Genomic DNA, 447 nt, shown 5'->3' on the forward strand with positions numbered 1-447 from the left:
CGCGCACGCTGAGTGAGCAAGAGTATCTGTTTTACACCGCAAAGCAAGATGTCGCCGCTGATTTGGAAACCACCATCGCCGAGCAGGAAGCTCAGATGCTCCAGGGGCAAAACAAACGCCCCGAAGCTTCGACGCCGACGGCTCCCCAATCTCCGGGCACCACCCCGTCAGAGCCGCCAAACAAGCGGCAGCGCATAGAGCACCCCCCGCAGCCACAGCCAGGGCCTTCCGATAAAGCCCGGACCAGCCTGTCACCTGCTGCAAGTTTGCAAAGCACCGGAAACGATGTGCCTCCAGATCAAGGCGCAAGCCCTTCTGGAGCTGAATTTCCGCCCCAATCACCCAATGTTGTGGACAACCCATTTAGCCTTTTGGACAACCCATTTGGCTTAGATCTCCACGAGGAAGAGGATGAAATGCAAGAGATCGACGACTTCTTTAAAAATT

1 protein-coding gene is annotated in these 447 nt (G+C 55.9%); it reads left to right on the forward strand.

The features are described from left to right. The coding region (locus Q1A75_RS24095; RefSeq protein WP_299641568.1) for a hypothetical protein at positions 1-447 on the forward strand (447 nt) is incomplete at both ends.

The sequence above is a fragment of the uncultured Tateyamaria sp. genome (assembly GCF_947504105.1).
In the GTDB taxonomy this organism is placed as follows: Bacteria; Pseudomonadota; Alphaproteobacteria; order Rhodobacterales; family Rhodobacteraceae; genus Tateyamaria.